The 23,983-nt window shown below is 57.8% G+C and carries 24 protein-coding genes and 1 pseudogene; 9 read left to right on the forward strand and 16 right to left on the reverse strand.

Annotation, left to right across the window (positions count from 1 at the left end; translation table 11 throughout):
* Positions 1 to 157 precede the first annotated feature (157 nt).
* On the reverse strand, positions 158 to 1,012 hold the full coding sequence (locus V6F91_RS17815) for a LysR family transcriptional regulator (RefSeq protein ID WP_332766641.1): 855 nt from the start codon (positions 1,010 to 1,012) through the stop codon (positions 158 to 160).
* A gap of 89 nt (positions 1,013 to 1,101) precedes the next feature.
* On the opposite strand from V6F91_RS17815, the gene V6F91_RS17820 reads away from it, so the two are divergent.
* Positions 1,102 to 1,539: a multidrug/biocide efflux PACE transporter gene (locus V6F91_RS17820; protein ID WP_332766643.1), complete on the forward strand. Its 438-nt coding sequence runs from the start codon at positions 1,102 to 1,104 to the stop codon at positions 1,537 to 1,539.
* Positions 1,540 to 1,584: 45 nt separating this feature from the next.
* Here V6F91_RS17820 and V6F91_RS17825 read toward each other — a convergent pair whose 3' ends face one another.
* Positions 1,585 to 2,343 (reverse strand): SDR family NAD(P)-dependent oxidoreductase, encoded by a 759-nt coding sequence (locus tag V6F91_RS17825; RefSeq protein WP_332766645.1) that lies wholly within the window; start codon positions 2,341 to 2,343, stop codon positions 1,585 to 1,587.
* Positions 2,344 to 2,465: 122 nt separating this feature from the next.
* On the opposite strand from V6F91_RS17825, the gene V6F91_RS17830 reads away from it, so the two are divergent.
* The gene (locus V6F91_RS17830) at positions 2,466 to 3,362 is read left to right on the forward strand and encodes a LysR family transcriptional regulator (RefSeq protein WP_332766647.1); all 897 of its coding nucleotides are present in this window, start codon (positions 2,466 to 2,468) and stop codon (positions 3,360 to 3,362) included.
* Between the two features lie 124 nt (positions 3,363 to 3,486).
* On the opposite strand, the gene V6F91_RS17835 is transcribed toward V6F91_RS17830, so the two are convergent.
* Positions 3,487 to 5,100 carry an inorganic phosphate transporter gene (locus V6F91_RS17835; protein ID WP_332766649.1) on the reverse strand — a complete coding sequence of 538 codons (1,614 nt, stop codon included), beginning with the start codon at positions 5,098 to 5,100 and terminating at the stop codon, positions 3,487 to 3,489.
* A 184-nt stretch (positions 5,101 to 5,284) separates the two neighbouring features.
* Positions 5,285 to 6,307 (reverse strand): transporter, encoded by a 1,023-nt coding sequence (locus V6F91_RS17840; RefSeq protein ID WP_090285469.1) that lies wholly within the window; start codon positions 6,305 to 6,307, stop codon positions 5,285 to 5,287.
* A 276-nt stretch (positions 6,308 to 6,583) separates the two neighbouring features.
* On the opposite strand from V6F91_RS17840, the gene V6F91_RS17845 reads away from it, so the two are divergent.
* A complete protein-coding gene (locus V6F91_RS17845) occupies positions 6,584 to 8,206 on the forward strand; it encodes a methyl-accepting chemotaxis protein (RefSeq protein ID WP_332766653.1) in 1,623 nt (540 codons plus the stop codon).
* 395 nt (positions 8,207 to 8,601) lie between these two features.
* Here V6F91_RS17845 and V6F91_RS17850 read toward each other — a convergent pair whose 3' ends face one another.
* Positions 8,602 to 8,907, reverse strand: a complete 306-nt coding sequence (locus V6F91_RS17850; RefSeq protein WP_332766655.1) for a PepSY domain-containing protein — start codon at positions 8,905 to 8,907, stop codon at positions 8,602 to 8,604.
* Positions 8,908 to 9,063: 156 nt separating this feature from the next.
* Complete coding sequence (locus V6F91_RS17855) at positions 9,064 to 10,191, reverse strand: glycerophosphodiester phosphodiesterase (protein ID WP_332766657.1); 1,128 nt, start codon at positions 10,189 to 10,191, stop codon at positions 9,064 to 9,066.
* 220 nt (positions 10,192 to 10,411) lie between these two features.
* On the opposite strand from V6F91_RS17855, the gene V6F91_RS17860 reads away from it, so the two are divergent.
* Complete coding sequence (locus V6F91_RS17860; protein WP_332766659.1) at positions 10,412 to 10,738, forward strand: DUF2025 family protein; 327 nt, start codon at positions 10,412 to 10,414, stop codon at positions 10,736 to 10,738.
* 243 nt (positions 10,739 to 10,981) lie between these two features.
* On the opposite strand, the gene V6F91_RS27520 is transcribed toward V6F91_RS17860, so the two are convergent.
* From V6F91_RS27520 to V6F91_RS17870, 3 genes and pseudogenes are all read right to left on the reverse strand, one after another.
* Positions 10,982 to 11,563, reverse strand: coding sequence for a methyl-accepting chemotaxis protein (locus V6F91_RS27520; RefSeq protein WP_423815338.1), 582 nt, complete (start codon positions 11,561 to 11,563; stop codon positions 10,982 to 10,984).
* Positions 11,537 to 12,301: pseudogene (locus V6F91_RS27525) on the reverse strand (PAS domain-containing protein); the annotation flags it as partial. The gene V6F91_RS27520 and the pseudogene V6F91_RS27525, both read right to left, overlap by 27 nt.
* Before the next feature lie 449 nt (positions 12,302 to 12,750).
* Entirely contained in the window at positions 12,751 to 13,359 is a 609-nt protein-coding gene (locus V6F91_RS17870; protein WP_332766663.1) for a TetR/AcrR family transcriptional regulator, read from the reverse strand.
* A 212-nt stretch (positions 13,360 to 13,571) separates the two neighbouring features.
* Here V6F91_RS17870 and V6F91_RS17875 point away from each other — a divergent pair, with 212 nt between their 5' ends.
* Positions 13,572 to 14,627 (forward strand): MBL fold metallo-hydrolase, encoded by a 1,056-nt coding sequence (locus tag V6F91_RS17875; protein ID WP_332766665.1) that lies wholly within the window; start codon positions 13,572 to 13,574, stop codon positions 14,625 to 14,627.
* Positions 14,628 to 14,637: 10 nt separating this feature from the next.
* Here the strand turns inward: V6F91_RS17875 and V6F91_RS17880 are convergent, their stop codons facing one another.
* From V6F91_RS17880 to V6F91_RS17895, 4 genes are all read right to left on the reverse strand, one after another.
* Entirely contained in the window at positions 14,638 to 14,961 is a 324-nt protein-coding gene (locus V6F91_RS17880; protein ID WP_332766667.1) for a helix-turn-helix transcriptional regulator, read from the reverse strand.
* The gene (locus tag V6F91_RS17885) at positions 14,951 to 15,319 is read right to left on the reverse strand and encodes a type II toxin-antitoxin system RelE/ParE family toxin (RefSeq protein ID WP_332766669.1); all 369 of its coding nucleotides are present in this window, start codon (positions 15,317 to 15,319) and stop codon (positions 14,951 to 14,953) included. Before V6F91_RS17885 ends, V6F91_RS17880 begins: the two co-directional genes overlap by 11 nt.
* A gap of 42 nt (positions 15,320 to 15,361) precedes the next feature.
* Positions 15,362 to 15,679 carry an XRE family transcriptional regulator gene (locus V6F91_RS17890; protein ID WP_332766671.1) on the reverse strand — a complete coding sequence of 106 codons (318 nt, stop codon included), beginning with the start codon at positions 15,677 to 15,679 and terminating at the stop codon, positions 15,362 to 15,364.
* Positions 15,680 to 15,772: 93 nt separating this feature from the next.
* Positions 15,773 to 16,540 (reverse strand): helix-turn-helix transcriptional regulator, encoded by a 768-nt coding sequence (locus tag V6F91_RS17895; RefSeq protein ID WP_332766673.1) that lies wholly within the window; start codon positions 16,538 to 16,540, stop codon positions 15,773 to 15,775.
* A 111-nt stretch (positions 16,541 to 16,651) separates the two neighbouring features.
* Between V6F91_RS17895 and V6F91_RS17900 the strand changes: the two genes are divergently transcribed.
* The 3 genes from V6F91_RS17900 (at position 16,652) to V6F91_RS17910 (ending at position 19,487) form a co-directional block, all read left to right on the forward strand.
* A complete protein-coding gene (locus V6F91_RS17900) occupies positions 16,652 to 17,467 on the forward strand; it encodes a sulfite exporter TauE/SafE family protein (protein WP_332766675.1) in 816 nt (271 codons plus the stop codon).
* 76 nt (positions 17,468 to 17,543) lie between these two features.
* Complete coding sequence (locus tag V6F91_RS17905) at positions 17,544 to 18,218, forward strand: DUF6933 domain-containing protein (protein WP_332766677.1); 675 nt, start codon at positions 17,544 to 17,546, stop codon at positions 18,216 to 18,218.
* A gap of 132 nt (positions 18,219 to 18,350) precedes the next feature.
* A complete protein-coding gene (locus V6F91_RS17910; RefSeq protein WP_332766679.1) occupies positions 18,351 to 19,487 on the forward strand; it encodes a hypothetical protein in 1,137 nt (378 codons plus the stop codon).
* 3 nt (positions 19,488 to 19,490) lie between these two features.
* Here V6F91_RS17910 and V6F91_RS17915 read toward each other — a convergent pair whose 3' ends face one another.
* Positions 19,491 to 20,477, reverse strand: a complete 987-nt coding sequence (locus V6F91_RS17915) for a hypothetical protein (protein ID WP_332766681.1) — start codon at positions 20,475 to 20,477, stop codon at positions 19,491 to 19,493.
* 154 nt (positions 20,478 to 20,631) lie between these two features.
* Between V6F91_RS17915 and V6F91_RS17920 the strand changes: the two genes are divergently transcribed.
* Positions 20,632 to 21,441: an HNH endonuclease gene (locus V6F91_RS17920; RefSeq protein ID WP_332766683.1), complete on the forward strand. Its 810-nt coding sequence runs from the start codon at positions 20,632 to 20,634 to the stop codon at positions 21,439 to 21,441.
* A 238-nt stretch (positions 21,442 to 21,679) separates the two neighbouring features.
* Here V6F91_RS17920 and V6F91_RS17925 read toward each other — a convergent pair whose 3' ends face one another.
* Both V6F91_RS17925 and V6F91_RS17930 read right to left on the reverse strand, forming a co-directional pair.
* Positions 21,680 to 22,927, reverse strand: a complete 1,248-nt coding sequence (locus V6F91_RS17925) for a ribonucleotide-diphosphate reductase subunit beta (RefSeq protein WP_090285427.1) — start codon at positions 22,925 to 22,927, stop codon at positions 21,680 to 21,682.
* Positions 22,928 to 23,465: 538 nt separating this feature from the next.
* Positions 23,466 to 23,726 carry a DUF2790 domain-containing protein gene (locus V6F91_RS17930; RefSeq protein ID WP_332766685.1) on the reverse strand — a complete coding sequence of 87 codons (261 nt, stop codon included), beginning with the start codon at positions 23,724 to 23,726 and terminating at the stop codon, positions 23,466 to 23,468.
* Positions 23,727 to 23,983 lie beyond the last annotated feature (257 nt).

Consider the following 23,983-nt stretch of genomic DNA (forward strand, 5'->3'; position numbering starts at 1 on the left):
TGAAATTTGCCGACCTGAGTGATTTGCTGTGAATCGGTAATCGACTCGTTGTTGCAGGTCGATGCATGACGCAAGACACCTCGGTCAGCGCCCTCTCCCTCCGGGAGAGGGCTGGGCGGGCGGCGTTCCGATGAGGGGCTTTTATTCAAGCCAAGCACTATTCCAGCATCTTCCCCAACAACCAGCTCCCCGCCGGCCCCGGTGGATACAGGCGTGACCACAGCGCATCGACAAACACCGGTTTCGGCCAGCCGCGCACGTTCAGTTCCACCAGCAAGTCATTGCCATAGCGCTGCGCCAGCCAGCGCGGCAGCGGTGCCCAGCCAAAACCTTTTTCGGCCATTTCCAGCAGCATCAGATAGCTCGGCGCCGACCACACACGGCCTTTGCCACGGCTGTCATACGGATTGACGATGGTTGCCAGGCGCAACTCGCGATGCTCCTCAAGCAGTTGCTGATCCACCTGTTCAAGCTTCGCCAGCACATGCTGGCGGTTGACGAATAGCGCAATCTCGGTGCGTTCGGCCACGGTCGAGGTCACCAGATCTGGCGGGTAGGCTTCCTGCATTTCGGCGAAGGCCAGATGCGCGCGGCCGCGCTGGACCAGTTCGATCAAGTCCTCGCACTCGGCGATTAGGCATTCCAGCTGCAGATCCGGGTAGCGCTGTTCGAACTCCACCAGCGCTGCCTCGAAACGATACGACTGATAGGTGTCGGAAATCGCCACCGTCAGCTTCGGCTCGACGCCTTGCGACAATTGCCGTGCGGTCATCTCCAGGCGATTGCTCGCCGCCAGAATCGCCTCGGCCCGTTGCAGCAGGACATGCCCGGCCGGGGTCAGGGTCGGCTTGCGGCTGCTGCGGTCGAACAGCACCACATCCAGATCGATCTCCAGGCTCGCCACCGCCGCGCTGATAGTCGACTGACTGCGCCCCAGTTTGCGCGCCGCCGCGGAAAACGAACCCTGCGTCGCCGCCTGCACGAACGCCAACAGCACTTCCTGCGAAATCATCAACTATCGCCTTGATCGATGGTTATTGGTTATGAAGTATCGGTTCGACGGTTGATCATGGCAACCATCTTCACTCAAGGAGTCACGCCATGACTGCCAACAAATCCATCACTGAACGTATTTTCCAGGCTATCGGTTTCGAGCTGCTGGCGATCCTGATCTGCACGCCGTTGCTGGCGTGGCTGTTGCAAAAACCGCTGCTCGACATGGGCGCGGTGACGGTGCTGATCGCGCTGCTGGCGCTGGGCTGGAACGTGGTGTTCAACCGGTTCTTTGATCGCGTGTTGGTACGTCTGAACATTGCCCATAACGCCTGGGTGCGGGTGGTGCATGCGCTGCTGTTCGAAGGCGGCTTGATCGTGATGGGCGTGCCGCTGATCGCCTGGTGGCTGTCGGTCAGCCTCTGGCAGGCGTTTTTACTCGACATCGGCGTGCTGCTGTTTTTCCTGCCGTACACCTACGTGTATCACTGGGGTTACGACGTGCTGCGGGAGCGCTTCGTATCGCGCAACGTCTGTCAGGGGTAAACGCAAAATCGCAGCCGACCAAGGCTGCGATTGCTGCGTTTCAAATCAGAGAAACATGCCGCCGGACGCCTCGACACGCTGGCCGTTGATCCACCGACCACCGTCGGACAGCAACAACGCCAGCGCGCCGCCAATATCGTCCGGTTGCCCGGCGCGACCGAGCGCCGTGTTGCTGGCGACCATCGCATTCAACGCCGAATTGTCGCGCACGGCACCGCCACCAAAATCAGTCTCGATGGCGCCCGGTGCAAGAATGTTCACGCCGATCTGCCGTGCCCCCAACTCCTTGGCTTGATAACGCGTCAGCACTTCCATCGCGCCTTTCATCGCTGCATAAGCGCCGTAACCGGGCAGGCTGAAGCGGGTCAGGCCGCTGGAAACATTGACGATGCGCCCGCCGTCGTTGATCAACGGCAGCAACTGTTGAGTCAGGAAAAACGGCCCCTTCAACTGCACATTCATCAGCAGATCGAACTGATCCGGCGTGGTATCGGCGAACAAGGCATGCACGCCAATCCCGGCATTGTTGACCAGAAAATCGAAGCGCTGACGGTCGAAGGTTTGCCGCAAGGCCTGCTCAACCCGCGCGCCGAATTCGGCAAAGCTGTCACTGCGGCCAACGTCCAGTTGCAGCATGACGGCTTTGGCGCCGAGCGCTTGCAGTTCGCTGACCAGCGCCTGTGCCTCGTCAGCGCGGCTGTGGTAGGTGCCAATGATGTCGATGTTTTGCGCGGCGAGGTGCAGCGCGGCGTTTTTGCCCAGGCCACGGCTGGCGCCGGTGATCAATGCGATTTTACGGTTCATGGGGCTTGCTCCGATTGCGTTGAGTGGGGATGGATCAAAGTTTATTTATCCGCCTCAAGCTGATAAACAGAGTGAAAACGGAATCACTGATCGGATCAGCCGAACAATCCCGGGGCGCCAAAATGAACAAGCTGGAACTGCTGCGCACCTTCGTGCGGGTCAGCGAACTGTCGAGTTTCACCCTCGCCGGCGAAAGCCTGGGCCTGCCGCGCTCGACCGTGTCCGAGCATGTGCAGGCGCTGGAAGCCCTGCTTGGCACGCGCTTGTTGCAGCGCACCACGCGCAAGGTGCAAGCGACTCAGGACGGGATGGTCCTGTACGAGCGCAGCAAGGATCTGCTGTCGCACATGGACGAGATCGAAGGCTTGTTCCGCCAGGACGAGGCCTCGCTGACCGGGCGCATCCGCGTCGACATGCCGAACATTCTCGCCCGGCGCCTGGTCATGCCGCGTCTGCCGCAGTTCATGGCTCGGCACCCGAACCTGCAGCTGGAAATCAGCAGCACCGACCGCCGTGTCGACCTGCTCAGCGAAGGTTTCGATTGCGTGCTGCGCGTCGGCGCGCAACCGGATCAATCGGTGGTGGCGCGGCACCTCGGCGACTTCTCGATGATCAACTGCGCCAGCCCCGCGTACCTCGAACGCTACGGCGTGCCACAAACCCTGGAAGACCTCGCGCAGCATCGGCTGGTGCATTACGTCGGGGTGCTCGGGTCGCGTTCGGAGGGTTTTGTCTACGAGGAGGGCGGCGAGGTGCGACGCTTGGCGATGGCCGGCAGCATCACGGTCAACAGCACCGATGCCTATGAGGCGGCCTGCCTCGGTGGTTTCGGCCTGACTCAAGTACCGCGCACCGGCATGCAGCCGCATCTGGAAAACGGCGAACTGGTCACCGTGCTGCCGCAATACACCGCACCGGCGATGGCGATTTCGCTGCTGTATGCGCGGCAACGGCATCTGCCGCTGCGGGTGCGGGTGTTCATGGATTGGCTGGGGGGTGTGGTTCAGTCGACGCTCTGACTGACACCACTCATCAAACTGTGGGAGCTAGCCTGCTAGCGATTGCGGTGTGTCAGTCACCATTGATATGAACTGACAGATTGCAATCGCTAGCAGGCTAGCTCCCACAGGGATTCTCATTTGCTCAGAAAATCTGGGTGAACAGCCAGTACAGGCTGCCCGACAGCAAAATCGCCGCCGGCAAGGTCAGCACCCACGCCATTAGCAAATTGCGGATGGTCTTCATCTGCAATCCACCGCCATTGGCGACCATGGTCCCGGCCACGCCGGACGACAGCACATGGGTGGTCGAGACCGGCAAACCGAACATGTCCGCCGCGCCGATAGTCAGCATCGCCACGGTTTCCGCCGAGGCACCTTGCGCATAAGTCAGGTGAGTCTTGCCGATCTTCTCGCCGACGGTCACCACGATGCGTTTCCAGCCGACCATGGTGCCGAGCCCCAGCGCGATGGCCACGGCAATCTTCACCCACAGCGGAATAAACCGTGTCGCGTTGTCGATCTGCTGTTTGAACAATTGCAGTTTGCTGCTGGTGTCAGCGTCGAAGTTGCCGACCTTGTTCTTGTCCATCAGGCGAATGCTTTCGCTGGCCAGGTACATGTCGTTGCGCACGTTGCCCATGGCTTCGGCCGGCACCTTGGCCAGCGAACCGTAGCCTCTGACTTGCTCGCCGATGTGCCCGGTCAGCGCGGCGAGGGCGGGAATCAGTTGTGGTGTGGCTTCCTTGCTGCGCACGTAATCGGAAAGGACCGGACGCGGATCGGCCGGTGCCGGCAGCGGTGCGCTTTTCACCAGCGCCTGCTGGGTGACTTGCGCCACCGCGGCGAACTGCAGCGATTGTTCTTCCGGCATGGTGCGGTTCAAAGCGTAGGCCATCGGCAACGTGCCAACCAGAATCAGCATGATCAGGCCCATACCTTTTTGCCCATCGTTGGAGCCGTGGGCGAAGGACACGCCGGTGCAGGTGGCGATCAGCAAACCGCGGATCCACAGCGGCGGCGGGGTGTTGCCTTCCGGTGCCTTGTACAGCGAGCGATTCTTGACGAAGGCGCGCAGTGCCAGCAGCAACAGCGCCGCGCAACCGAAACCCACCAGCGGCGACAGCAGCAAGGCATAACCGATCTTGGTTGCCTGCGCCCAGTCGACACCGCTGGTGCCGTCGCGGCCATGCATCAGCGCATTGGCCACACCGACGCCGATGATCGAGCCGATCAACGTGTGCGAAGACGACGCCGGCAAGCCCAGCCACCAGGTGCCGAGGTTCCACAGAATGGCAGCGATCAGTAACGCGAAAATCATCGCGAACCCGGCAGACGAACCGACCTGCAGAATCAACTCCACCGGCAGCAACGCGATGATGCCGAACGCTACCGCACCGCTGGAAAGCAGCACGCCGAGAAAGTTGAAAAAGCCCGACCAGACCACCGCCACATTCGGCGGCAGCGAGTGGGTGTAGATCACCGTCGCCACCGCGTTGGCCGTGTCATGGAAGCCGTTGACGAACTCGAAGCCCAGCGCAATCAGCAGCGCCACGCCAAGCAGCAGAAACGGCGTCCAGGTGGTCACCACCGTGCCGAGCTCGTGCATGTCGTGCATCAAGCTGTAAGCGGTGAAGAGCATGCCCATCGCCAGCACGGCGAAAAAGATCACGTAGGTGAACGGCCCGGGTTTCTTGTCCAGCGCGGGCCGGCCGCTAGCGGCAGAGGCGGGGCTGGCGGTCAGGGAGGGAGTAGCCATGAGCGGACAATCCTGAGCGAGGGAAGGAATGTCGCCCATGATCGTTGCAGAATGTTACAGAGAGACTGCGGCAGATCAGTGTTTGAGAGTTTAAGACCCACCACGGATCCGAAGACATATGAAAATCCCCTGTGGGAGCGAGCCTGCTCGCTCCCACAGGGGCTGTGTTGTGTGCGGGGGTACCTTAATAATCTCCACGCTTGCGAAACGCCCAGCGCCCGGCGATTACGGTGAACGTCGCCACCAGCGCGACCAGTACCCAGAACCCGTGCGGATCCTGTGATAACGGCACACCGCCGACATTCATGCCGAAGAAACCGGCGATGATGTTGATCGGCAGCGCCAGCACTGTCACCACGGTGAGGGTGAACAGCGTGCGGTTGCTCTGTTCGTTGAGGTTGGCGGCGATCTCTTCCTGGAGCAGTTTGATTCGCTCACCGAGGGCGGTGAGGTCGTTGATGATCAGCGCGAACTCCTCGGTGGACTTGCGCAGTTCCTTCACGTCCTCCTTCTGCAACCACGGCGGCGGACGGTTGAGCAGGCGCAGCAGCGAACCCGGTTCCAGCGCCAGCAAGCGTTGCAGGCGCACCAGCACGCGGCGGTTGGCGCCAAGTTCGGCGCGGTTGGTCGACAGCCGCGAGGAAAGCAATTCGTCCTCGATCTGATCGACGCTCAGGCTGGTCTTGCGCACGATCTGCGTCAGCACCTCGCCCTGATCGCGCAGCAGATGCACGAGCAATTCCGAGGGCGAGCGAAAGCGCTCGCCGGCCTTCACCGACGAGCGCAATTTGTCCACCGAGTGCAGCGGTTGCAGGCGTGCGCTGACGATCAGTTTGCTGCGCACGCAGACCCACAGCGTCGAGACGTCCGAGGAAACCATGCTGCTGAGGTTGAACACCACGTCGTTGACCACCGCCAGCAATGCCGAGTCGACATGCTCGATGCGCGTCGAGCGCGAGCCCTCGTGCAGCGCTTCGAAAAATTCTTCCGGCAATTGCAGATGACTTTTCATCCAGCGCTCACAGGCGGCGTGGGCCAGATTCAAGTGCAGCCAGAGGAATTCGCCGCTGTCGCTGTCGTCCTGCAAACAGCGCAACGCCGTCGCTGAATCGACTTCGCGACCGCGTTCGCCGGGTAGAAAACGGAAGCCGTAAAGCAAGCCGAACAGGTCTGGATCGCGATGGCTGATATCGAGGCTGTGGTTCATGGCGGCTCGCTGCGAGGAGGGCGGCTGATGCGGGTTTTACAGGTTCACCTGAGCGGCATCATCGCAATGTCACATGACCGTTATGTGACAGTAAAGCGGCGTCAAATCAATGCCTTACCGGCGGTCGGAAGGTTCTCAAGAAGCGCTCTGGCGCGCCGATCTCAGCTGAGTTAGGTTGCGCGCCATTGGCTTTGAGCCAAGGTTCGCCGACAGGGAGGTCCGGCCATTTTTCACGCTCGTTCCGGGCGTGCTCCACCCCTGTCGTGAGTATCTTCGATGCTGCAAAAATCCCTGAGAGCGCAAATGCTCGCCCTGTTGAGCGGCAGTCTGCTGGCGATGCTGTTGATCGCGCTGGCTTGCTTCCATTTCCTGTCCAATGGCGTACAGAGTTACAGCCAGTTGCTCGCCGGACCGTTGCACACCTCGCAACTGATCGACGAAGCCAACCTGCAATTCAAGGTGCAGGTGCAGGAATGGAAAAACGTTTTGCTGCGTGGCAAGCAGCCGGCGGATCTGGCCAAGTACTGGGGCCAGTTCGAAGACCGTCAGCGCGACGTGCAGAAAATCCTCGGTGAACTGGCCAGCCAGAACGGCATCGAGCCGAGCCTGAAAACCCGCATTGAACGCCTGCGTGACGAACACCGCCAACTCGGCGCGGCCTACCAGAAGGGCCGCGATGCCTACGTCGCCGCCGGCGGTGATCCAGCGGCGGGCGATGCGGCAGTCAAAGGCGTGGACCGCGCGACCAGCGATCAGATGAGCGAACTGGTGGCAGAACTGCGCCAGCAGGGCAGCGAGCAGTCGGCGCTGATCAGTGCCGACGCCGATCGCACGGTCTGGATCGGCTTGTTGGTGATGCTGGCGTCGGGGCTGTTGATCGGCCTGCTGAGCCTGTGGCTGGTCAACCGCAACCTGGTCGAGCCGATCCGTAAACTCATCGATTATGTGAGCCAATTGAGTCGCGGCCAACTCGCCGAACGGGTGACCAACGAGCGGCAGGACGAGCTGGGCAATCTCGCCACCGCGGCGAACACCTTGCGCGATTTCCTCGCCGACACCTTCACCCGTTTGCAGCGCAGTGCCAGCGATCTGGACAGCGCCAGCGGCGAGTTGAACGCCATCGCCACAACCATGGCCGGCGGCACCAACGAGCAATTCAACCGCACCGATCAAGTGGCCACGGCGATGAACGAAATGTCCGCCACCGCCCAGGAAGTCGCACGCCACGCCGCCGACGCCGCTCGCGCTGCCGACGATGCCGATCAGTCTGCGCAGCAGGGCGAGAAGGTCATGCAGACCACCATCCATTCGATCACCCAGATGCGCGGCGAAATCGCCAACACCGCCACCGTGATCCGCCGTCTCGAAGCCGACAGCGGGCGTATCGGCAAAGTGCTGGAAGTGATTCGCGGCATCGCCGAACAGACCAACCTGCTCGCGCTCAACGCCGCCATCGAAGCGGCACGCGCCGGCGAGGCCGGGCGTGGATTTGCCGTGGTCGCCGACGAAGTGCGCAACCTCGCGCAGCGCACGGCGGAGTCGATTATCGAGATCAACCAGATCATTCAGAGTGTGCAGACCGGCGCGGTGGACGCTGCGCATGCTATCGATAATGGCCAGGCGCGCAGCGATGAAAGCGTCGAGCAAGTGACTCAGGCTGGCGCGATGCTCGAACGCATCACTCATGCAGTGGAAGCGATTCGCGACATGAACCGGCAGATCGCTACTGCGGCTGAGGAGCAGACTTCGGTGGCCGAAGACATCTCGCGCAACCTCACCGAGATCACCGCGATTGCCAGCACCAACCTCGACAATGTGCAGCGCACCGAGAGTGCCAGCCAGAATCTGCATGGTCTGTCGGGGCAGTTGAATGAAGTGACGGCGCGGTTGAGTGCCTGATTTGTTGGGTGACCGGTTTGTCAGTGCGTTCGGCGTGATGGCTTGGCCCTCACCCTAGCCCTCTCCCAAAGGGAGAGGGGACTGACCGCGGTATGTGTTGGAGATACCTCGACCTGAAATGACGAGGTGAACTCAGGCTCTGAACGGATCACCGATTATCAGAGATCTCAAGGTGAACTCAGGCTCTGAACGGATCAACGATTATCAGAGATCTCGAGGCGAACTCAGGCTTTGAATGGCCCCCGATCTGCTCCCTTTCCCCCTCGCCCCCCTTGGGGGAGAGGGCTGGGGTGAGGGGGAGTCGATCTCCCAGACAACCCAAACCTCACGCCAGCCACCCAGCCACAAAAAAGCCGCACGATCGTTAAATCGTGCGGCTCTTTACCAGCGCTCTATCAAGTATCTTGCTTGTCGCTCAACACTTTGCCGGTAGTTGCATCAAAGTCCACATCGAACTCTTTGCCGTCAGCCGTCTTGAGTTCAACTTCATACTCATAACCGTTGAAGTGGTTATCCAGGTCGGTGTCAGTTATGGTCGCACCCGGATGCAGTTTCAGCGCGTCGGCGTTCATTGATTCCAGCGACTTGATCTTGCCATCTTTCACCAGTTGCGGGATCTGGTCGATGCGTACGTCAGCCTGAGCCAAGCCAGCAGTCAGAGTCAGGGCAGCGGCAGTAAACAGGGCAGTCAAAGTTTTCATCGGTTCATTCCTTGGTTGTGCGTTGAAGTGGTTGATCTGTGTAAGTGGGTTCAGATTAACCAGCGCAACTTAACTCACCCTTAAATCTCTGCCTCGCGATAAACCTGCTCGTTGTAGGAGCGAGCCTGCTCGCGAAGCAGGCGACTCGATAACAACTCAGAAACCGTTCTTCTTCAACACCTCATCAACACTACCAGCCGCCGGGCGCTTGTAAAACTTCAACAGTTCACTGGCGCGGTTGGTAAAGATGCCATCGACACCGGCCGCCATGACTTTCTCGTAATCCACCGGCTCATCGACGGTGTAGACATGCACCAGCATGCCCTGATCATGGGTGTACTGATTCATCCAGGGCTGCACCAGATCCGAATAGCTCTGGTCACCGCCATGGGTCAGCTTGGCCGACGGACCCGTGCCGATAGCGCCCTGGGCCTTGGCGAAGTCGACCCACTGCTTGAATTCAGCTTCGGACTTCGGTTCCTGTTTACCATAGTAAACGTTCTTGTCCTTCTCGCCGGAGGCGGCAAAGGTCACGTTCGATTTCGGCTCGATGCTGCCTTCGCCGACCCACAACAGCAGGATCTTCGGCACTTGCGGCATTTCCTTTTCCAGCAATTGCAGGCTGTTCTTGTCGAACGTCTGCAGGATCACCTTGCCTTTGCCCTGGCCGACACCGAGCGCGCTTTTCGCCAGTTTCGAACCGGCCGGGCTCAGCCAGCCGCGGTCCTGCAGTTTTTCCTTGAGATCATGTTCGATGCCGGGAAACAACTGCGGCTCTTTGGTTTCGATGTACAGGCCCGGCTTGTGCTGCGGATTGGCGCGGGCGATGTCGATGATTTCATCGAGGGTCAGAATCTTCAGCCCGGTGTAGGACGGGCGCGCGCGATCCGGGTACTTGGTGTTGAACCAGCTACCGGCGTCGAGGGTTTTCAGTTCGGCCATGGTGAACGCGGTGGCCGGGCTGTCCTTGCGCTCAGGAAATTTGCTCGCAACGTCAGTGGTGCGCTGCAGATTGTCATCGTGCAGGGCGAACAACACACCGTCCTTGCTGCGCTGCAAATCCAGTTCCAGGTAATCGGCGCCCAGGTCGCGGGCCAGTCGATAAGCGGCGACGGTGGATTCCGGCGCATCGAACGACGCGCCACGGTGAGCGATTACCGCCGGGTGCGGGATGCCATGGGTAGCGGCGATGGCCTCAGGGTCGCTGTGGCTGGCGGCCTGCGCCTGACCGAGGCCGAGCAGCAGAGTCATGACCAAAGCGCTTTTGGTAAAAGTGGCGGGCATGTTCGAGTTCCTTTCGCAGGCAATTTCAAAGAGCACTGTTTTAACAACAGAAGCGCTCGGGTGCCAGCGCGGGACCGACATAAACGTATTAAAAGCGAATTTTCCTGCGTGTTTGTGGCGCCGTTTGCAGTACGCTAGCCCCCGGCAGACACTCCGACAGAGGGTGCGCCGCTCAGTAGCCCTGCGTGTAAACCATCGATCATCATTCGCGAGGTTTACCATGCGCATCACCTCCCAACTCATCTGCCAGGCCGCAGACGACCTCAAAGGCTTCGTCGGCCTCAACCGCAAGACCGGTCAATACATCGTCAGATTCAGCGAAGATTCCTTCGGCATGGACGTCGCCGATGACGGCATCATCCCTGCCAGGGAATTCGTCTGGGCCCCCGCGACCGAACAGACCATGACCCTTAAACGCGAGTTGATCCAGTTGCTGCGGGATCAACACATCGACGAGCGGATCAACATCACCGAACCGCTGCGCGTTTACATGAGCAAGGTGGAAGTGCCGGAGATCGTGGCGGTGCGCAGTCTGGTGCGGGGCTGAATCCTTGTAGTGAACCGGTCGCCGCCATCGCCAGCAGGCTGGCTCCCACAATGGATTCATGGCGTGCACAAAAACCTGTGGGGACCAGCATGGATTTGAGGTATTCACAGAAACTTGTGGGGACCAGCAGGGAATCGAGGTATTCACAAATCCCTGTGGGAGCCAGCCTGCTGGCGATGGCGGCAACCCACTTCGCTGTCAGGCGGTGACCTCAATCCCACCGCGCTCCCGAGCCAAGCCGCCTTACCCCGGCGCCCGCTCATTGGCAAACATGCTCACCGCCTCCACCGCTTCACTGGCGCCATCGCGAATCTGCAGGATCACCGTGCCCGCCTGATTGGCCAGCTCGACCCCTTCCGCCGCTCGGCCACGGGTGCCTTCCATGCTCTTGATGGCCTGGCGGGTTTCGCTCTGGATCAGGCCGATCATGTTGGAGATTTCTGCGGTCGAGCCGCTGGTGCGGCCGGCCAACAGTCGCACTTCGTCGGCAACCACGGCAAAACCACGGCCCTGTTCACCGGCGCGAGCGGCTTCGATGGCGGCGTTGAGCGCGAGCAGATTGGTCTGGTCGGCGATCGCGCGGATGGTGTTGACGATGGCGGTGATCTGTTCGGAGCGTTCGCCCAGTTGCGCAATCAACGTTGACGACTGGGCGATGTCTTCGGCGATTTCGCGCATTTCGCTGGCGGCTTGCTGGATCACCTGCGTGCCTTGCTCGGCGACTTTACGGGTCGCCACCGAGATGTGATAAGCCGCGCTGGCGCTGCGTGCGTCCTGCTCATGCTGGACGACTCGGGCGGTGACGTCGGAGGCGAACTTGACCACTTTGCACAAGCGTCCGGCAGCATCGTAGACCGGGTTGTAGTTGGCTTCGAGCCAAACGATCTGCCCGTGTTTATCGACGCGTTCGAACTGCCCATGAAAAAGCTCGCCCTGATTCAAGCGGCGCCAGAAATCCTGATACGCACCGCTGTTGACCAACTCCGAGGTGCAGAACAAACGGTGATGTTTACCCTTCAACTCGGCGAGCGTGTAACCCATGCGCGTCAGAAAATTCTGGTTGGCGGTGAGGACATTGCCCTCCAGGTCGAACTCGATCACGGCCATGGCGCGGTCAATGGCTTGAAGCTTGGCGTTGGCTTCGCTTTCCTGTTGCACCTTGGCGGTCACGTCCATGGCGTACTTGACCACTTTCACCACACGTCCCGCAGCATCCTTGATCGGGTTGTAACTGGCTTCGAGCCAGATCGGCTGGCCCTGGCTGTTGATCCGCTCAAACGTGCCGGACTGAAACTGGCCATTTTTCAGGCGTGACCACAGTTCAGTGTATTGCGCGCTGCGGCCGAATTCCGGCGTGCAGAAACGCTTATGCGGCTGGCCGACGGCTTGCTCGGCGGTGTAGCCCATGGTTTTGAGAAAATTGTCGTTGGCGCGCATCACCACGCCCTCCAGATCAAACTCGATCACCGCCATTGAGCGATTGATCGCATCGAGCAGGCCGGATTGTTCAGTGAGGGTGCGCTGAAGGTCGTCAATAATGGATTTTTGGCGATTGAAGAACATGCTCGCAGTACTCTGGAAATTGGGAAGATCGAGGATTCAGTCCCTATTACCGCGCCGGCAGACCGAATGCGCGGTGCGGCATTCGGCGGTGACTGCTCAATGCCAGCGTTCCTTAGCTGGCAGAGTGCTAGTTATACAAAAAATCGCAAACTTGTACAAGAAGGTGCGTTTTTATAATTTTGTATAAGTTTTGTGGGGGGTAGACCGAGCGGTCAGCAATTTGCCGGATGGCGTCTTGAATGGCTACAAGCCTTGCGGGACGGGATTATAAGCATGTTGTCGGCATGATCCGGAGCTTTGTAGGTATTCTTATACAACGTGCGAAGCGGTTTGCACCGATACTCAGGCGCACTTAACCGGAACAATCTGCGCAAGATTGTTCCTGAAATACGTTGCAGGATTATTCAGGCGGCCAACCGTTCGTCGGTCGCGCTGGTTCGGCAGGAGGTTCAGACCTGATAGCGCGCCAGAAACATCTCCAGCGCCGATTCGGCCACGGTCTGCTGCGTCGCGGCATCCAGCGCGGCGCGGCCCATTGAAATCTGTGGCCAGAAACCAAAGGCCTTCAGCAGTCCCTGGACCTGATGCGCAGCAAATTCCGGGTCGACCGCTTTCAAGCGACCGTCGGCCTGCGCCGCGCGAATCCATACGGTCAGCGCTTCTTCGCGCTCGCCCATGCGCTCGATCATGTTCTGCGCGCGCTCGGGCGAGTGAATGGTTGCCGCGATCGCCACACGTGCCAGCGTCAGAAAGTTTTCATCGGCCATCATTTGCACTTTGGCCTGGAGCAGCGGCCACAGCTGCTCGCGCAACGGTACATCGCGGCGGTAGGCGACTGAGTGCTCGGCACTGATGCGCGCCCACAGTTGATTGAGGATTTCCGCGAACAACTCTTCCTTACTGGGGAAGTGGTTGTACACCGTGCGCTTCGACACGCCAGCGCTCGCGGCGATCTTGTCCATGCTGGTGATCTCGAATCCATTGGCACGGAATTCGGCAATCGCCGCCTGAATAATGGCTGCACGTTTACGCTCGGTGAGGCGCTGGGGAGCTGTCATAAGGTCGCTTAGGCAAAAAAGAGGAAATTACACTTGGCAGTTTACTTGGCGGCAGCTTTGATGCAACCTAGAAACTACACCCGTCAGTGTAATGTTGCGTTAATCCTCGCCGCTTACAAAACCGACAGTTCGGCCTCTGCGTGCAGCTTGGCCATCAACCGTCCCAACGTTGGAAAGCCGTGTAATGCGCGGTGTTCCGGAGTCATTCAGTCATGGCCAATCCAGTTTCGCTCACGGATAACACTTCCAAGCCTGAAGCCTCGCGCCAGGATCAAGGACTGTTCCGCAATCACGCACCAGTGCAGCGTGAAGGCCTGCGCAAAATGCTGCGAATCATGTGGAACATGATCTTTCACAAACCGCGCACTACCCGGCCCAGCGCCGCGATCCCTGTGCAGCCGCTGACCCGTGAAGATCTGTTGGCCGCACCGAATCACAGCGTTTATCGCCTCGGCCACTCGACCTTGCTGCTGAAAATGCGCGACAAATTCTGGATTACCGACCCGGTGTTCGCCGAGCGCGCATCCCCCGTGCAGTGGGCAGGCCCGAAACGTTTTCACCAGCCACCGATCAGCATCGACCAGTTGCCGCCGATCGAAGCGGTGATACTTTCCCACAACCATTACGACCACCTCGATTACGCCGCCGTGCTGAGACTGGCGGCGAAAACCAACCTGTTCCTCACGCCGCTGGGTGTCGGCGACACCCTGATCAAATGGGGCATCGAGGCCAGCAAAGTCCGCCAGTACGACTGGTGGCAGGGCGCGGAAATCGCCGGCATTCGCTTTATCGCCACACCCTCGCAGCACTTCTCCGGTCGTGGACTGTTCGACGGCAACAGCACGCTGTGGGCATCCTGGGTAATGATCGACGGCGACACCCGCATCTTCTTCAGCGGTGACAGCGGCTACTTCGACGGCTTCAAACGCATCGGCGAACAATACGGCCCGTTCGACCTGACCCTGATGGAAACCGGCGCCTACAACGTCGAATGGCCACACGTGCACATGCAGCCAGAAGAAACCCTGCAAGCACACATCGACCTAAAGGGCCGCTGGCTCTTCCCGATCCACAACGGCACCTTCGACCTGGCGATGCACGCCTGGCACGAACCCTTCGACCGCATCCTCGCCCTGGCCTGGGAACGCAGCGTCCCCATCACCACCCCGCAGATGGGCGAAGCGTTCAACATCGCTCAACCGCAACGCGGCAGTGCGTGGTGGATGGCGGTTGAAGAGGAGGGTGAGGTGGTGGCGCAGAATGCCTGACGGGTTCGCCTCAAGCGAATACCACTTCAATCCGGCCCTCTTTGCGTGATCGGGGGGCCGATTTGACTACGATCTGCACATCTCGTCCGAGACGAGACAGGCACTCCATCATTTTTGCCTCACTGATTCCGCGAAATTTGCCGCGCAACATTTCGGAAAGCTTGGGTTGTGAAAGTCCCAGAATTTCCGAGGCCTGAATTTGCGTGAGATGACGCGCCTTAATGATTGCGCCAATTTTTGCTGCGAGCTGCGACTTGACCTGCATTTCACTGGCATTGGGTAAGTCCAGATCTTGATAGACGTTTCCACTGCCTACTTCAATTTCAATCTCCATAGCTTTTTGATCCTTTCGCATGATCCTGGGCTGCTCGAAGTCTGTTTCTGATCAGATCAATGTCTGACTGGGCGGTTTTGATCCCGCTTTTCGACTTTTTCTGAAAGCAGTGCAAAACGTAAATTGCACAGCCGAAACGAACCGTATAAACGGCTCCGTAGGTGTTGGTATCGAAGTCTTCTATTAACTCCAGGACACCCGCTCCTCCAAACCCTTTCAATGGTTTTGCATCTGGATACTTCAAGCCACATTGAGCCAGATCCAATGCGTGACCAAAAACGTCTTGTACCTCCGTGGGCATCTGCTTGAGATCTTTCCTGCTACTGCAGACCCACAAGAGTGGCTTCCTTGCACTCATGCGAAAATATACCTATTTGGGGATAAAGTTCAACTTGCCCTTTCAATCAGCCATCGCAAAATCCCCACGCACCGCGGATTCTGGCTTCACCTCATTCAAACTCGCACTACGCCCCGGCCTGAATCCCGGAAAAAACACCAACCCCAGCGCTTCAAATCGATAAGCCAGCGCCAGCCGCGCTGCGTCCGCCACCTCTTGCTGCGCCTCGAACCGTTGAATGTCTTCAACCGGCACCTGCGCCTCGCGCGATAGTTGTTCCACGCTCCAGCCCAGCATCGCTCGGGCCTGGACGCAGTGCGTCGGGGTGAACTGGAAAAGGGCAATGCGTTCGAGAATGTGGTTCATCGCAAGAGAGGCCATGGTGTGCTCCGGGCTCAAAAGTGCTGATTGAAAATGTACTGTGTTTTTGTACAGTTGTTTTTGGCCAGGATCAAACGCATTTTTAGATTTGCCCTACTTCGCCGCCTCCAACCAGACGGACGGTGCCTGACCGAGCACGCGCCGGAACATCGTCGAGAACGCTGCCGGGCTTTCGTAACCGAAGTCCAGCGCAATGCGCGTGACCGCCTCGCCCTCGGCCAGCCGCGCCAGCGCCAGCACCACGCAGGCCTGCTGCCGCCACTGGCGAAAGCTGAGCCCGGTCTGCTGCCGAAACAATCTGTTAAAGGTGCGTAAGCTTATGTGTATCTGCTCGGCCCAATACTGCGGTGATTGGTGTGCGTTGGGCTTGTTCAGAAAGGTCTGACACAGACTGAAGAGCTTTCCTTCGGCTGGCATAGGGATATGTAAGGGAAGCACCTCGCTGCGTGTCAGCTCATGCAACAACAAGTCAAACAGTGCACCGTCACGTCCCGCCTGGTCGTAAATCAGCGGCGCTGCCACCGCCTCCATCAACAAATGACGCATCAACGGCGACACACTGATCACCTGGCAGCGCGAGCCCAGATCCACCGTACCGGGCTCGATATATAAACTGCGCGTGCTGACCCCGAGCATCAACACCTCGTGCGCCACCCCCGGTGGAATCCAAACCGCCCGCTGCGGCGGTACCACCCAATTGCCGTCATGGCTGCGCACCTGCATCACGCCAGTCGCGCCGTACAACAACTGCGCGCGCCGATGTGTATGAAAGGGCAGAAGTTGACCGTGGGAATAATCCGTACCGAGCGCCACCACTTTGCGCGGTGTGTCATCCAGTTGGCTGATCGGAACATTGCGCATGTGCGACTTCCGGTGGTTGGCGTAAACGCAAACATTATTGGCTGACATGCTGAAGCGGCCCAAGCGGCGAAACTCTATCGTCGAGCACTTTCCCACCACGGACGCCTCGACATGTTCTATCTACTGTTAACCTTTTTCGGCTGCCTGACCGGCATCAGCGCCGTGCTGTTCGGCTTCGGCGGCGGCTTCGTCATTGTACCGCTGCTGTATCGCCTGCTCACCGCCAGCCACGGCGCCGACGACCCAATCAGCCAATCGGCCATGCACATCGCCGTCGCCACCTCGACCTGCGTGATGATTGTCAACGCCCTGATCGCCACCGAAAAACATCGTCGCGCCGGCAATCTCATCCGCCATTATCTTTGGCCGTTGGGTGGGTTTATCGCAGTGGGTGCGGTCGTAGGTGCAATTGCGGCGGTGTGGGTCAGCGGCGAAGTGATTCGCTATGCATTCATCGCCTATCTCGGCGTGACCATTATTGACTGCCTGCTCAGACGCGGATTTCTTCTCCACACCGAAGGTGTCATCCCACGCCGACTCAGCCGTACAGAAACTTCAACCGGCGGCGTAGGCATCGGCGCCATCGCGACCTTTCTCGGTGTAGGAGGAAGCGTCATGACCGTGCCGCTGTTGCGCCGCTGCGGGCTGAGCATGTCGCAAGCGACCTCCACGGCCAATCCGCTAAGCGTGCCGGTGGCAGTGGCCGGGACGTTGACGTACATGGCGCTGGCCGGATTCAGCGAGACGGATCTGGGCGCTTGGTTTGTCGGGTATTTGGATTTGCTGGCTTTTGCAGCGCTGACGATTGGTTCGTTGTTGGGGATCAGGTTGGCCACACCGTGGATCGGGCGGATTCCGGATCGGGTGCATGCGTGGGTTTATATTGGATTGCTGATTATCGTGCTGCTGTTTATCTCGGTGAAATGAACCATTGCCAGACTACAGCGCGAGAAACCAAAATCGCTAACTGAACGCTATCTCCAGCAACGACCAGAGAACCAGGATGTTGATCTTTAATTGCACTGAAGCCGCCAGCAAGTTTTTCAGCCGTGTTCACAAAGGCAAAAAGGTCACGCCGGTGGACAACAAACCGCCGTCACCGACCATCGAAGATGACGAAGCCTCCAGTTCCGTAGAACAGTGGCTAGTCCATGCGATCACTGTGCAACGCAAGCATGTCTTGTTGGTTATCCATGTGAAAACCCGTTACTGCATGGTCTTCGCCAATGCGCAAAAGGCTGACACAGAAGGTTTCGTTGCCTGGTTTGCTGATCGTTGGCGTGAAGGATTGATCCGCGATGCGATCAATCATGGCCTTATGGATTGGGTCGATGCCGGCATCATGCCGCAGCGTATGGATCAAGTATGTCGCGACTATAAGTTTTATCGGCGCAGTCATCGCAGTGCACAAAAACATATTGATGAAATTGCCTGGTATTTCCAGGGCAATGCAGCCGAGTGGGGTTGTCTGCCACAGAGTGAGCGTGAAGAGATTGGTTTTGATGCCGCGATGAATGACACGCCCAGAAGCAGCAAAGGTCAGAAAGATACCTACTGGCCGAATGTTGAAATGGTCGCTCACTGGTTGCGTGAATATTGCGCTGTTGATGAAGCGGGTATCGAAAGTGCTTTGAAGCGACGCCTAGAGGCATGGCGAGAAATCAGGGCTTTTCATTAAGCGCCCATGTGCAGCCGAAATGTACGGTTGCACTCGATTCTCCAGCTTGGCCTCGCCATAATCCGCCCCGACTTTCTCCGAGCCAGCGTGCAAACTTCAGGCGCGGCCTCCGCCTCTTTCAAGGAACGATCAATGCTCAAGGGACTGATGCGCCTAGCGCCGTGCGCTGCTGTGCTGTTCTCACTGATTTCCACTGCCCATGCCGAAGATGGCCCGCGTGTCTTTACCGGTACGTTGGGCAAATCACCGATCGTGGTTGAGCTCAACACTGCACAACACGACGAAGTGACCGGTCGTTATTTCTATGAGAAGTACCACCGTGACCTGGCGCTCAGCGGCTCGCTGCAGGACAACACGCTAAGCCTCGTCGAAGGCAACAACCGTTACAGTGAAGACAAACCGCTTCCAACGTTGACGTTGAAATCCACCGCCAATGGTTGGCAGGGCGAATGGCGAAATCCCAAGGGCAAGAAGTTTCCGGTGCAACTGACCGAAGCCAAACTTCCTGCGCCATCCGCCACAACGCTGCCCTTTATTGCCACGTTGCCAAAGGACGATCCCTACGAGTATTTGCGCTTACAGGGGCTCAAGCTCAAGCCGGAAAAGAAAGAAAACTTCATGGGCTACGACCTGCAATGGTGGACAGAGCCTGAGTCGAAGATCTCGCTGTTCAGCGTCGAGTCTGGTTACCCGAAAGAAGAGCAGCAGCGCATCAACAACCACTTGCTCGGACGACTCTGGACTGAAGTCATCGACTATCACCGCTGCATGATGGATGGCGGGGAATACGCCGAGTTCGATCAAGGTGCTGCTCCGCAGTTTCTCTCAGCCGACGTGGTCAGTCTGGACATCTCCATCGGCTACAGCTGCGGCGGCGCTCACCCGGACTTCGGCAGTTCGCCGATCAACCTGAATGCGCACACCGGTGAATTGTTGAAGCTAAAAGACGTGCTGTGGATTGGTGAGCCCGATAGCGCAGCCACCGAATACGATCAACTGAAAGTCATGGCGCCGTGGCTGGTCAAACAGTTCACCACGCTGTACCCCGACGAAATGAAAAAGCCCGCCGAAGACGATGGCGACTGCGACTATACCGATGAAAGTGTTTGGGGTTACTCCAACTGGCACTTCACGCCGAAGGGGATTTACCTCGGCGCTTACTTCGCCCGTTACCAGCGCAACTGCGATAACCCCGATTGGCCAGTGCTGCCGTACTCGCTGGTCAACCAACACCGTGGCGAAGCCAAACTGCAACTACCCAAAGGCTAACCGTCACTCCAGACCCGGCGCTTCACGAATGATGAAGTGATCCAGGTTCTCGATATTGGCATTGAAGACCTCGAAAGGCTTTTCGGGGTTCTTCTTGCCAGGCACCTGCTTCAACTCCGGCGTCACCCCATAGAAGAAACAGAACAACGCCTTGTCGCTGTCCACCGCGTGCTTGATCTCTTCCAGAAACGCCTTGCGCTTGCGGTAGTTGTCGATCAGCTTCTTGTTCAGGTAAACGCTGACCGGGTACGGCTTCTTCTTACTGCCCTCGGGCTTCTTGAACCAGACCTTGTCTTCGAAATCGATACGAAAACTGGCGCTGTGGAAGTCCTCGATCTTCTTGATCCGCCCCCAGTAAATCAGCCCCTTGTTGTCCGTCAGATACTCAATCTTCTTGAAGAACGAACTGTACGGCGCCGAATGCTCGCCAATCTTCAACGGCATCCGCTTGAGCAACTCCTTGTCAGCGAAGTTGGAAACAAAACACTCCACCGGATGCGCAAACACACTGGTCTTGTCCGGCGCCGACTCACGCCCCGCTGACTCCTTGCCAATATCCGTTGGCACCCGCACCGGATCATCCCGCAACACATCCACCGCCCCCGCTGGCGCGACAGGCTTGCGCACATACTCACGCCGGGTCAGCAACAACTCCGATGGGAAATGCTCCTCACGCCCGTCATCCACCTCGCCATCCGCCGTCTCAACACCCGACGCCGACGCCTTCAAACTCGCATACGGACAACCCGTCACATGCTGCGTCGTGGGCAGATTCTTGAAGTGCGGCGTGCGCACGTAATTCACATTCTTGGCATTGAACGTACCCAACTCATTGGAAGCCTCGAACGCCGCACGACAGGCATCGTTGGGGCACTGGAAGTGTTCCTTCGCCGAGTCAAACGCCACCGTCTCATCGAAATTGAGATCGCGAACGTCATAGATCGACAACTTGTCCTCGAGGCTGAGGCAGTAGGCGAGATCGAATTTCATGGTGGGGCTCGGATCCTTGAGTGGGGGCGGTATTAATAGCGGCGCACGATTGATTACGCACCGAATTATTCACCAGTTGTAGGATTTTTCGCTAATCATGTAGGGTTTTTCTTGCGATTTGGTAGGCTTAATCTTCTGTTAAGAGGATCAACGGATGCCAGCTGTCATCGCCGAAAATGATTTGTCGAAGTGGTCTGATGAGACCGGGGTTCGGTACCACTTTCCGAAACAGTACAAAGCAAAGCTGTCGGAAGGAATGGAAGTGCTCTATTACAAGGGAAAGCTGAAGGATAAGGCGTTCTCCGATCGCCGTTTGAGCTCAGATCCTCATTATTTTGGTGTTGCGCGAGTGGCCAAAATTTATGCGGACGCCGACAGCACAGAGGGCCATCTATTTGCGGATATTGAGGGGTTCATACCTTTTGAAGCTGCGGTCCCGATCAAGGCTGATGGGGAGTACTTCGAATCCATTCCTGTGAGCTTAATAAATAACTACTGGCGTAGAGCCGTTCGGGAAATCGATCAAGCCGTGTTCGATAGGATATTTTCCGAAGCAGTTCTGAGCGCGCCGCGGAACGTCTGGGGTGGCCCAGAAAACAGTTTGCAAACGTTTGAAACCAGGGTAATTGGTACCGAAGGGAAAAAAGTCGAGTATTACGGAATAAGGTATGAGCGCAACCCTAGGCTGAGGGAGGAAGCAATAAAAATTCACGGGCTTCGATGTAATGCGTGCGGATTTGATTTCGAAAAGGCGTATGGCGAGCATGCGAAAGGCTTTATACATGTCCATCATGTGAAACCAATCTCTGAATATGACCAAGATCAGGTGGTTGACCCTAGGACTGACATGATCACCCTATGTGCAAACTGTCATGCAGTTGTGCATAAAAAACCGCAGCAATTGCTGAGTCTCGGAGAACTGAAAGCCATCCTCAGTGGGCGTTGGGTTTTTGACGTTAATTAAAGGCAGGTCGTTATGGATCGAGAAGACTGATACCGCCTCGTCCTTCAATAATATGTCATGAGGCTTTACGTTCGACATCTGTGCTCCCGAAGAAGCCACAGTTGAAGATCGGCTTCGCCGAATGGAATATAAAAAACTCGATTCAATCTCAATAAAAAGCCCCGATCAAATCGGGGCTTTTTGCTTTCTCGACTCGCCGACTCAAACCGCAATCGTCAAATCATGCCAAGCGAGACTGTTAGTCCCAGCTCAGAGCACCACCAGTTTGGTACTCAATCACTCGCGTCTCAAAGAAATTCTTCTCTTTCTTCAAGTCCATAATCTCGCTCATCCAAGGGAACGGGTTAGTCGTCCCTGGGTATTCCTCTTTCAAACCGATCTGCGACAAACGACGGTTCGCGATGAACTTCAGATAGTCCTCCATCATCGCCGCATTCATCCCCAACACCCCACGAGGCATGGTGTCACGCGCGTATTCAATCTCCAGCTGCGTACCCTGCAGAATCATCTGGGTCGCTTCTTCCTTCATTTCGGCATCCCACAAATGTGGGTTTTCGATTTTGATCTGGTTGATCACGTCGATGCCGAAGTTCAGGTGCATGGATTCGTCGCGCAGGATGTATTGGAACTGCTCGGCGACGCCGGTCATTTTGTTGCGGCGGCCCATGGAGAGGATCTGGGTGAAGCCGCAGTAGAAGAAGATGCCTTCCAGAACGCAGTAGTAAGCGATCAGGTTGCGCAGCAACTCTTTGTCGGTGTCCGGGGTGCCGGTTTCGAACTTCGGATCGGAGATCGAACGGGTGTACTTCAGGCCCCAGGCGGCTTTTTTCGCGACTGATGGGATCTCGTGGTACATGTTGAAGATTTCGCCTTCATCCATGGCCAGCGATTCGATGCAGTACTGGTAGGCGTGGGTGTGGATCGCCTCTTCGAACGCCTGGCGCAGGATGTACTGGCGGCACTCCGGGTTGGTGATCAGGCGGTACACGGCCAGCACCAGGTTGTTGGCAACCAGGGAGTCGGCGGTGGAGAAGAAGCCGAGGTTGCGCATCACGATGCGGCGCTCGTCGTCGGTCAGGCCTTCCGGGTTTTTCCAGAGGGCGATGTCGGCGGTCATGTTGACTTCTTGCGGCATCCAGTGGTTTGCGCAACCGTCCAGATACTTCTGCCAGGCCCAGTCGTACTTGAATGGCACGAGCTGGTTGAGGTCGGCGCGGCAGTTGATCATGCGCTTTTCGTCGACGGCGACACGGGCAGCGGCGCCTTCGAGTTCGGCGAGGCCTTCGGCGACGTCGAGGGAGTTCAGTGCAGCCTTGGCGCGGGCCACGGCGGCCGAGTCGTCGGCGGTCACGGCGCGGGCTTCGAGGGCGGCGGCACCGCCGGCGTTGTCGAGGCGGTCCATGTTGGCTTCGGAAGCGTGGCCGGCGTTGGCGCCTTTTACCGCTACTTCACTGTCTTCTTTGTCGAATTCGTCCCAGCTCAGCATGACGTGTCGTCTCCTGCGTGAGGGCCTGTGCCCGTGTGAAACCTGATGGGTTGGTTTTTCACACGGTCATACAGACCGCGTTGGATGTCGTTTTTTGCAGCGATGCACGCAGGCAAATAAACAGAAATTTTGACGGGTTCCGAGAGCCTCTGATGGGCGCAGCCTGTGTCGAGCACGGTTGCGGGGCTTCAGAATGGCGCTTGTTCCCTGTAAGGGAATATTGCTGACCCGTATGGGGCGGCATTATAGGGAAAAAAACACGGCTGTGCTGAGGCGAATCCGCACAGGAAGCGGTCGAGGAGGGTGGTTTTTCGATGAGAGTGAGGGTTTACAGGGCTTTGCCGGGGGAAGATTTTTTTTCGTAAAAATCGCGGCGTTGTGGATTTGTTCAAAAAACGAACAAAAAAACGCGATTTTCACTACATCTAGTGTTTTGCAAGCGTTTTTGCCGACTCCAGACACAACTGAGCCCGACCGAAGTCGGGCTGGAATCGGGCCTCAATCCTGCGCTGAGCGGTCCAATTCGGTGCAGTCTGGTTCAGTTAGTGCAGCCGTTGCCCATAACGCTGTAACGCAAGATGTGGCGTTGACCTTTGGAGTCGTCGTACTCCATTTTTGCCGGCACGACTTCACAGACATTGGGCACGTCGCTTATCGATACCACTTTGGCGATGTCCAGATGTGTGGAGTAAGTGTATTCCTCAACAACCGGTTGTTGCTGCGCAACATCGGTCGGGGCCTGGTCGGCCATGGCGGTTGCACACAGGCTGCTGAGGACTAGAACCATTAAAGCTTTCATCTGCTATTTACCTTTTTGAGGTCGAGTGGGGTCACGCAACCTTTGTGGGGTTGCGTGTGTAACTTCGGTTTTTTGATATCTACTGCGAGAGCTGGATTAACGGCCTTCGTGGGGGCTGTAACGTTGTTAATCGTGTTTGCCGTGTTGGCGGAGTGAATTTTAAGGAGACGGGGCGAGGGTAAACAGAGCGGGTTTTGATAAACACTTTTGGCAGATTTGGTAACAATCGGCGGGGTGGGTTTGTCTGGCACACCGAG

It is taken from the genome of Pseudomonas koreensis, assembly GCF_036668835.1.
Taxonomy (GTDB): domain Bacteria; phylum Pseudomonadota; class Gammaproteobacteria; order Pseudomonadales; family Pseudomonadaceae; genus Aquipseudomonas; species Aquipseudomonas koreensis_I.